We start from the raw sequence: 8967 nt of genomic DNA, 5'->3' as shown, positions 1-8967 counted from the left end.
TATTCTTTCCGATAAACGGAAGAACAAAGATGTTCAGAAGAATAGTCAAAGCAGAATATCCTCTAGCCTTCTTGATGCTTGAATTTCGCGCAATGGTCGCAATTCCGAACTGACTGAAAAACGATTCGATTCTGCTCTCACACTCGTTTTTAATGAGTTGCAAATCGATGGCATTATTTGTAGTTTGCATGCGGGAATCCTTTTTTTGACGTTCTTGTGTGTGGTAACAAAAGAACTACTACAGAAGGGGGATTCCCTCAATCAAAATATACAATTATTCCAGATAGATTTCTTTTTCAGCGACTTTACTAACAACCCCGAAAGTCGAGTTCTTGAACTTAGATAAAAGCCTGCGTAGTGATGTGATTGTCCTGCCACGATGGGCCCTGGATGTCCGTCAATCCCTTTGCAAGGAGCTGTCATATGGACAAGCAGATCATTCTGGACGCCTTCATGTTCCGTCATGCCTGCAAGGAGTTCGATCCAAAGATCAAGATTTCCGATGAGGATTTCCTGTTCATTCTTGAAACCGCGCGTTTGTCTCCCAGTTCCTTCGGGTTTGAGCCGTGGCAGTTTCTGGTTGTCCAGGACATGAATTTTCGCAGGAAACTTCTGCCGCACACATGGGGCGGCAAGCTCCAGATTCCCACGGCGAGTCATTTCCTGGTCTGTCTGGCCATGAAGACGCCCCTGCTCAAGTTCGACAGCGTCGGCATCGCGGATTTCATGCGCCAGATTCAGGAATTGCCCGAGGAGCGCATCACCGCCCGCACGGAATACTACGCCACGTTTCAGCAGTCGGATTTCCGCCTCCTGGACAGCGACCGGGCCATGTTCGACTGGGCCTGCAAGCAGTGCTACATCGCGCAGGCCAACATGATGACGGCCGCAGCATTGATCGGCATCGATTCCTGCCCCATCGAAGGCTATGCGCAGGACAAGGTGGACGAGGTGCTGGCGGAGGATTTCGGCGTGGATCTGAGCGAGTACGGAGTGGCCTACATGCTCGCTTTCGGCTACCGGGCCAAGCCGCCGAAGCGCAAGACGCGCAGACCTCTCGAACAGATGGTGCGCTGGTTCTAGATGTCCGAAAAATTGCAGGATAAAGAGAATATCGTGGCTGAAGACTACACCATCGCGGACGTTTCCAAATATTGCATGGCCACGGACCTGGGGCTTGAGTGCGTCTGCTCGAAACGGACCACGGTCGCCATCGGCACGGGAACCACGGCCAAGAAGGAAGACAGCACCCTCTTCTACTACGCCAAGCAGATCGATGACGATCTCCTGGCCCTGCAGTCCCTCAACGCCCATTGGGCGCCTTCGGGTCCCGCCCTGGAAGTGACCATGCTGGAGCTGATCACCCAGTATCAGCCCGAGGTGGACATGTTCCTGAAGCAGGTCAAACCCGTCATCCAGAAAATAGCCAAGGCCGTGGCCAAGGGCGACCGGCACAGGAAAAACGGGGAGCCCTATTCGGCGGCCATGGAATACAACAACGCCCTGGGCCTGGATGAAAAGAACGTCCGCGCCCTGTTCGGCCTGGGGCTTACCTATCTGCAATACAATCAGCACGACAAGGCCGCCACGGTTTTCGAGCAGCTCATCGCCCTGGACGGCTTTGCCTCGGCGGAGTTCAAGCACCTCTTCAATCAGTTCGGGATCGAACTGCGCAAGCAGGACATGCTGGACCAGGCCTGTCGCTACTATTCCCGGGCCATAGAGGTCTGCGCCACGGACGAAAACCTCTATTTCAATCTGGCCAGGGCCTTTGTGCAGGGCGGCAGGATCGGCGAGGCGGAGAATGCCCTGGAGAAGTGCCTGGGCATCAATCCCGGGCACGAGGAAGGGCAGAAGTTCAAGAAGTATCTATGTACGTTGTCCTTTAGCTGAACAAAACCCCAAGCGCACCCATTACGGCTTTGCACGCGGGAGCCGTGATCATTCCGGCGTCGTGTCGCGCAGCCACATGTGCACATGTGGTATGCCCGCCTCCTCGAACTCTTCCCCGCAGGTCGTGAAGCCGTGTCTTAGATAGAATCCTATCGCCTGGGTCTGGGCGTGAAGGTCGAAGCGACTGAATCCGTCCTTGCGGCATTCTTCGAGCATGAAACCGAGAAGCGCGCTGCCGAGCCCCTGCCCACGCCACGCGCGGCGCACGGCCAGACGTTGCAGGAAGGCCCGGTCGCCCTGGTGGCGAATCCGTCCGCAGGCCACGGGTTCGCCGTCTATTTCGCCAAGAATGTGCAGAGCCGTGGCATCATGCATGTCCATTTCATCGGCATGGGCGATACCCTGTTCCTCCATGAACACGATGGCCCGGACCATCATCACCCGAAGCTGTTCCTCGGGTGATTGCACGCGTTTGAACATGTTAAGATTCCTGTGCGCCGGACCCCTGGCCCGGCGGGGGTTATTGTTTTTTGGCCGGCTCGGCCTGACTCTCCGGGGCAGTGGCAGCGGGCGCGTCGGCCGGAGCCGGTGTCTCGGTGGTGGCGTTGGTCTGTTCGCTTGAGAAGAGCGGGCGCAAGTTGGCGAATATCTGCTGGATGTAGCCCTTGTCCCAGGCCATCCCGAGAGCCATGAAAAGGGCCAGCAACACGGCCCATTTTTTCCAGGGCGTCTTCTTGTCCGCAAAGGGATCCACTGTGGAACGCTTGGCGCCTTCCGGCAGCTCGGCCAGAGTGGTCAGCGTGGCTCCGAAGGGGATGTTGATGCGGGCCTTGGTGTTCACGGCCCAGCCGCCGGCATCGAGAATGGGAGCCAGATTGCGCTGGCGGAGTTTCAGGTAGGCGATGAGCATGGACGGGCCCGAGATCATGAGCACGAGGCCGCCGATGACCAGCGGCATCTGCCAGACGGAAAGGGTCAGAAATCCGCTCATGACCGAGGCCATGGCCGTTCCAAGAGCGCCAAGGGCGAGGCCGATGGCCGCGAAGATGCCGGCGAACTTGCCCACGTCGAAAGGCGTTGGCGGCTTGGCGGGGTCCGCGCCCGGAGCCATGCCCGACAGTTTCGACCCGGCGGCCGTGCTCACGGCACTGTCCTTGGCGGCCGCGAATTTCGCGATCTGCTCCCCGATCATGCGCCCGAGGCGCTTGTAGGGCGAAAGAAAGGCCTGGCGAACGCTGATTGGGTGCTCGATGATCTTGACGATGGTCGCGTCCCAGTCATTTCCGGCGCGGTCATAGAAGATGCCGTTGCGGCCGACCATCAGATTGTCTGAATCTCCGCCGGTGAAGGCCGCCGCGATATGCATCTGTTCCGTGCTGCCCCGCCGCATGCAGCGGCAGTAGGTGAGATAGGTCTGGCTCAGGGTGGCCAGAGTGGCGTGCGTGTCGGGACTTGCCACGCGCACGCAGAGCTCGCAGGCCCGGCCGTCCAGATACAGGGTGCCGGCCTGGAAAATGGCCTTGCGGTCCTGGGCGTAGAAATCGCGAAAGGCCACGAAATTGTTGAGCAGGACCAGAAGATCGCGGGTGAAGTGCACAAGCCGCGTCACCCCTTCGAAGCTCTCCACCTGTTCGGCCAGGCTCAAATCCTCGGTGATGATCTTTTCCAGCTCCCGGCGGCTGTCTCCATCCATCAGTTCCTGGAGTCGAACGGTTCCAAGGCTCTCCACCTCGGCGCCTGCCTTGGCGGCGAGCCATTCCTCGTGGGGCTTGAGGGTTGATTTGATCTGCTCCCACCGGGACTGCTCCAGACTCTGCACATCCCCGAACAGCGGAACGACCACCAGGGCTTTGAATGTCGACAGGGCTTGCGCCCAGGCGGGATTGAGGCCCGTCTCAAGGGGCAGAGGGCGATTTGCCTCGATTCGCGCCACGGGGAAGTGCACAAGATCCGCATCCAGGCGCAGTTCATGGGCCGAGATGGCCTCGTAGGCGCTCAGGGCCGGGTTCAGGGCCTCTTCGGCCTTGGGATCGTAAGCGGCCAGGTTGCAGCGGGTGAAATAGTCGTCCAGCTTGGGCTGCAAGGAATTTACTATGTCCCGCGCCGCAGTGGTGTTTTCTCCGAAGGGCAGGATGGTCCGGGCATTTTCCTGTGCCTGGCGCTGCCACTCTACGTACAGGGCGGCGGCCTGGTAGAATGCCTCGACCTGCTCCGCGCCGATGCCGGGCGTCCCGCCGCGATCCTGCACGCTGCCCACGCAGGCCATGATCTCCTCGATGAGCGCCTGCGTACTCTGGTCGCGGGCCGAAATGGGCGTGATCACCCCGTCTCCGTTGAAAGGGGATTCATGCAGCAGGGCCTCGGTTCCGGCGACCTGCTCGATGGTGATGGCCTCGCTCCCTTCCTGACCCAAAAAGTTCTGGATCTGTCTGGCCGAGGACAAAAGCCGCCGTCCTTCCGGGGTGGAGTCGTCCAGGGCCGCCAGGGGCAGGGAAGAGCTTCCGGCCATGAGGGGGCGAAGGTCGCGCAGCACCGTGCAGACCCAGTTCACGGCGGCCAGGATCTCGGGAACTCTGACCCGGCCGTCGCCGTCGGTGTCGAGCATGGACAGGGTGCGCGGATCGAACTCAAGCCCGTCCACTGGACAGCTCAGGGCCGCCCACAGCTTCTGATCCAACTCGCCAAGATGGAGAAGATCCTCGGCCGTGTCGAGTCGAACCTGATCAAAACCGCCGAGGCGGAAAAAACGCCAGCGGTGCGAGGATGACGAACCAGTCTCCATGCGGTGCTCCTTGTGCGAGGACGATTGGGGGTGCGGACGGTGCGGGTATTTCTTACGCTCAACACGGAACCGATATCAAGGAAGAAAGCCCGTCATACGTGAACCGTATGCCGTCGCCGGGATGCTTTGGACCGTATCGCCGTCGCGTCCTTTTTTTTCCTGCGCGGCGTCAGGGGCAAAGAATGTTCGTCAGCGCGGCGATCTTGCCCCGGATGTCCTCGGCGGCGGTGATCTCGGTGACCAGGGCCATGCACCGGGCACCGTGGTCGGTCACTTCCTTGATGTTGTGCTCCTTGATTCCGCCGATGGCGACAAAAGGCAGATCGATATTGCGCACGACGAAGTCCAGATATTCAAAGCCCACCGGCGCGCAGACATCTTCCTTGGTCCGGGTCGCGAAGATCGGCCCGACACCTATGTAATCCGCGCCCCGGGATACTGCCGCACGGGCCTGTTCCGGGGAATGGGTCGAGAGACCGACGGCCATGCCCTCGCCCACCAGGGCGCGCACGGCCTCGACCGGCAGGTCTTCCTGGCCCACGTGCACTCCGTCGGCTCCCGTCAGCAGGGCCAGATCGATGTCGTCGTTGACGATGAAGGCCGCGCCGGCCTCGCGGGTTATGGCGCGCAGCTGAAGGCATTCCTCGTATTTGAGTCCCATTTTTTTCGTCTTCTCGCGGTATTGGATGATGCGTATCCCGCCGTCCAGCATGGTCCGGACAACGTCCGCGTTGCGCCGTCCCAGGGAGAATTTCTCAGCGGTCAGCCCGTACAGGCCGCCTTCATGCATCAGCCGGGTCACAAGTTCGCGTCCGTTCATGCCTTTTCCTTATATATGGTGTGAAAATGGTTCAGAATCACGTCGGCCTGCATGGCTGCGGCCATGCCCACACAGGGAGACATGGGCGGATTCGGGATGTCGCAGGCCGTCACGTGGTCCCCGACAATGACGAGGCCCGGCCGCATGGTCCGGACAGTCATGCTCCCGGAGCGGCCGAATCCCCCGAGCCCCGACGCCCCGACCACGAGCCGGCCCGTCTGGGTCATGGTCTCGACGATGAGCTTCTTGGTGCGCGGATCGTCCACGGCCTCGACCACGGCGTCGCAGGATCCAAAAAGGCCGGTCATGTTCCGGGCGTTCACATGCAGATGAAGGGCCTCGATCCTGGCCGCCGGATTGATGGCCATGAGGTTGTCGCGCAGGGCCTCGACCTTGGGGCGGCCGACCTGGGCCAGCGAGAAATGCTGGCGATTGAGGTTGGAAGGCTCCACCTCGTCCGCATCGGCCAGGACAAGGTCCGTGAATCCGCTGCGCACGAGGTGTACGGCGCAGTTGGAGCCAAGGCCCCCGGCGCCGATGATCCCGATCCGCACGGAACGCAGGAAGGAAAGGAAGCCCTCGTCCAGATAACGCTTCAGGCCGTGTTCAAAGGTGTTCACGCGCTGGCCTCGATGGGTTCCCAGTCCTTGAATACGGCCTGATATCCGCGTGAACGCAGCATGGCCTCGATCTCGGCCACGCTGCGCGGGTCGGAGATCTCGAACTGACCGGTCTTTGCGGGTTTGGCGTGTCCGCCCACGGCGGTGCTGACCCCTGCCGACATTCGTGTCACGCCCAGCGGCAGAATGTTGTCGCGGAAGCTCGGAGCCTCGCGGGTGGAGATGGTGATGGACAGGCGCGGCAGGAAGATGCGCAGGGCGGTCATGGCCTGCACCAGCTCCCGGTCGGAAACGATGCACGCCGGTTGAAACGCTCCTGCATGGGGGCGCATGCGCGGCAGGGACACGGCGATGTCCACGCCGGGATAGCGCTTTTGCAGCCAGGCCGCATGCAGGCCGACGGCGTAAATTTCCTGCCGCCAGTCGGTCAGACCCAGGAGCGCCCCGATGTTGACCACGCGCATGCCCGCCTCGGCTCCACGCTGCGGAGTGTTCAGCCGAAACGCGTAGTCCCGCTTGGGTCCGGCCGGGTGCAGCTCGGCGTAGAGGACCGGGTCATAGGTTTCCTGGAAAACCGTCAGCCCGTCCACGCCCGCCCGGGTCAGGCGCGCGTAATCCGCCGTTTCCATGGGGTAGACCTCCACGGATATGGAGGGAAACAGGGGGCGCAGCACCTGCACGCAGGCTTCCAGATACGCAACGCCCGCCTTGCGCGGGGCCTCTCCGGTCAAGAGAAGCAGGTGCCTTAACCCCGTGGCGGCGATGGCCTCGCCCTCGGCCCGGACCTCGTCCAGGCTGAGCTGGCTGCGCGGAATGCTGTTTGGGGCCGCGAACCCGCAATAGCGGCAGTGGTTGGCGCAATGGTTGGAGACGTAAAGCGGGGTGAACAGACTCACCGTGCGGCCGAAATGGCTCAGGGTCAGCGCGTGGGCGCGGGCGGCCATGCTCTCCAGGTGCTCGTCCGCGGCCGGGGAGAGCAGGGCCGCGAATGCGGATGCATCGACGCGCGGGAGGTCCACGGCACGGCGCACGTCATCTCCGCTCACGGTTTCGAGATGCAGGGGAGTCTGGCCCAGACGCAGGGCTTCGGGGAGAAAACTCATGACGCGCCTTCCGTCCGGTCCAGGAATCCGGTCAGGGGCGAGGAAGCCTGTGCCAGGGTGGCGACCGCCCCGGGCCCGGCCAGCCAGGCTTCGCGTCCGGCCGTCACCGCCCGTCCGAAGGCCCGGCCCATGAGCACGGGATCAGCGGCCGTGGCGATGGCCGTGTTGACCAGACAGGCCGCCGCTCCCATCTCCATGGCCCGGCAGGCTTGGCTGGGAGCGCCGATGCCCGCGTCGACGATGATGGGTAGCTCCATCTCCTCGATGAGGATGCGGATCATCTCTTCGGTCCGAAGGCCCCGGTTGGTGCCGATGGGCGCCCCCAGCGGCATGATCGCCGCCGCCCCGGCATCGGCCAGGGAGCGGGCCACGTAGAGATCGGGATTCATGTACGGCAGGACCACGAAGCCTTCCCTGGCCAGAGTTTCCGTGGCCTTGGCGGTCTCGTATCCGTCGGGCAGCAGGTAGCGGTTGTCGGAAATGACCTCGATCTTGATCCAGTCCCCGCAGCCCATGGCCCGGGCCAGACGGGCGATGCGCACGGCCTCGTCGGCGTTGCGCGCCCCGGAGGTGTTGGGCAGCAGGGTCATGTGGGTGGGGATGTGCTTCATGACGTTGTCCGTCTTGCCGTCCAGGTCCACGCGGCGCAGGGCCACGGTGATGACCTCGGAGCCGGAGGCTTCGCACACGGGCGCGATGAGTTCGTCGTTGCCGTACTTGCCCGTGCCGGTGAACAGGCGGCTGCTCAGGCGCTTGCCGCCGATTTCAAAAATATCGGTATGTTCCATGGTGATTCTCGCTGTTTGCGGTGTGGGAAAGGTGTCTGGTCGTCATTGCCGGGGCAGGATCAGCCGCCGCCGACAAAGCTCAGCAGTTCGAGCCGGTCGCCGTCGCAAAGGCTGGTGGCGGCGAATTTGTCGCCGGGCACGATGCTCTGGTTCAGTTCGGCCACGACCACGGCAGGATCGAGATTCATGGACAGGATCAGACCGTGCAGGGTCTGGCCGGTTTTTATGTCCTGGGTGCGTCCGTTGACGATGATGTGCATGGGTGCCTCCGCGTTTTTGTTGCAGGCCGGGCGGAGCGCAAAAAGAAAACCGCGCCGGGTGGGGCGCGGTTCGATGAATGGGTGTTTTCCGGAACCAGCTTCCCTACGGCAGCATGATCTGCGTCAGGTCGTAAGGGTCGGGAACTTGTCCCCTCTCAGCCCATCGGGCTCCCCCAGCTTGTGATGGGTAGCATTATGTGGATCGGGCGGGGTTGTAAAGGTGAGGATGAGGATGAGGTGATTTGCGATGATGAGGTGATTTGCGATGATGAAGCGGGTTGCGAAGATGAAGCGGGTTGAGGTGTTGGCTATGTCGGGTGGTGAGTGAGCGTTGCGGGGTGTTTTGGGCAAGGGCCGCCGAAACTCCCTCTCCGGCCTCGTAGAGTTCAGCCGTCGCCCCTCTGAACAGTGGATCGCGCTCCGGACGACACGCGACGGCTGAACAAACGATGCCTGGATCGGTCAGACAGTCGCCAGCCCTTGCCCAAAACACCCCGCAACGCTGCCGGACGTTCGAGGCTCCGTCGTTGCGTTGTGAAGGCAATGATTTCTTATTTTATTTCAAGTAGTTGAATTGGTGAGTCAATGAGCGTTCTTGACGTCGCCGTCCAGGATTCAATCTGTCGCAACAAAAAGTAGTCATTCCCGCGAAGGCGGGAATCCATCCTGCTGTTGCCTGTCTGTTTTGATGTCACCGTCCA

Annotated in this window: 10 protein-coding genes and 1 riboswitch; of the genes, 2 read left to right on the top strand and 8 right to left on the bottom strand. The window is 61.6% G+C overall.

All coding sequences use genetic code 11. The annotated features are described in order from the left end of the window. Window positions 1–190, bottom strand: a 190-nt coding sequence (locus H4684_RS20615) for a hypothetical protein (protein ID WP_407644765.1), incomplete at its 3' end; no start/stop codon positions are given. A 233-nt stretch (window positions 191–423) separates the two neighbouring features. Between H4684_RS20615 and H4684_RS08500 the strand changes: the two genes are divergently transcribed. Then, entirely contained in the window at window positions 424–1083 is a 660-nt protein-coding gene (locus H4684_RS08500) for an NAD(P)H-dependent oxidoreductase (protein ID WP_092194420.1), read from the top strand. Then, a complete protein-coding gene (locus H4684_RS08495) occupies window positions 1084–1893 on the top strand; it encodes a tetratricopeptide repeat protein (RefSeq protein ID WP_092194418.1) in 810 nt (269 codons plus the stop codon). Window positions 1894–1941: 48 nt separating this feature from the next. On the opposite strand, the gene H4684_RS08490 is transcribed toward H4684_RS08495, so the two are convergent. The 7 genes from H4684_RS08490 to thiS form a co-directional block, all read right to left on the bottom strand. Next, complete coding sequence (locus tag H4684_RS08490) at window positions 1942–2373, bottom strand: GNAT family N-acetyltransferase (RefSeq protein WP_192623455.1); 432 nt, start codon at window positions 2371–2373, stop codon at window positions 1942–1944. Between the two features lie 40 nt (window positions 2374–2413). Next, window positions 2414–4675, bottom strand: a complete 2262-nt coding sequence (locus tag H4684_RS08485) for a hypothetical protein (RefSeq protein ID WP_192623454.1) — start codon at window positions 4673–4675, stop codon at window positions 2414–2416. A 169-nt stretch (window positions 4676–4844) separates the two neighbouring features. Further along, window positions 4845–5495, bottom strand: coding sequence for a thiamine phosphate synthase (gene thiE, locus H4684_RS08480; RefSeq protein WP_192623453.1), 651 nt, complete (start codon window positions 5493–5495; stop codon window positions 4845–4847). Further along, a complete protein-coding gene (thiF, locus tag H4684_RS08475) occupies window positions 5492–6115 on the bottom strand; it encodes a sulfur carrier protein ThiS adenylyltransferase ThiF (RefSeq protein ID WP_192623452.1) in 624 nt (207 codons plus the stop codon). Before thiF ends, thiE begins: the two co-directional genes overlap by 4 nt. Then, entirely contained in the window at window positions 6112–7218 is a 1107-nt protein-coding gene (thiH, locus tag H4684_RS08470; protein WP_192623451.1) for a 2-iminoacetate synthase ThiH, read from the bottom strand. Before thiH ends, thiF begins: the two co-directional genes overlap by 4 nt. After that, window positions 7215–8006, bottom strand: a complete 792-nt coding sequence (locus tag H4684_RS08465) for a thiazole synthase (RefSeq protein WP_192623450.1) — start codon at window positions 8004–8006, stop codon at window positions 7215–7217. The genes thiH and H4684_RS08465 overlap by 4 nt, the downstream gene beginning before the upstream one ends. A gap of 59 nt (window positions 8007–8065) precedes the next feature. Beyond that, window positions 8066–8266 carry a sulfur carrier protein ThiS gene (gene thiS / locus H4684_RS08460; RefSeq protein ID WP_092194466.1) on the bottom strand — a complete coding sequence of 67 codons (201 nt, stop codon included), beginning with the start codon at window positions 8264–8266 and terminating at the stop codon, window positions 8066–8068. A gap of 83 nt (window positions 8267–8349) precedes the next feature. Further along, a riboswitch (TPP riboswitch) is annotated at window positions 8350–8451 on the bottom strand. Window positions 8452–8967 lie beyond the last annotated feature (516 nt).

This window comes from Desulfomicrobium macestii (assembly GCF_014873765.1).
GTDB lineage: Bacteria > Desulfobacterota > Desulfovibrionia > Desulfovibrionales > Desulfomicrobiaceae > Desulfomicrobium > Desulfomicrobium macestii.
This window is presented reverse-complemented; position numbering and strand designations above follow the sequence as displayed.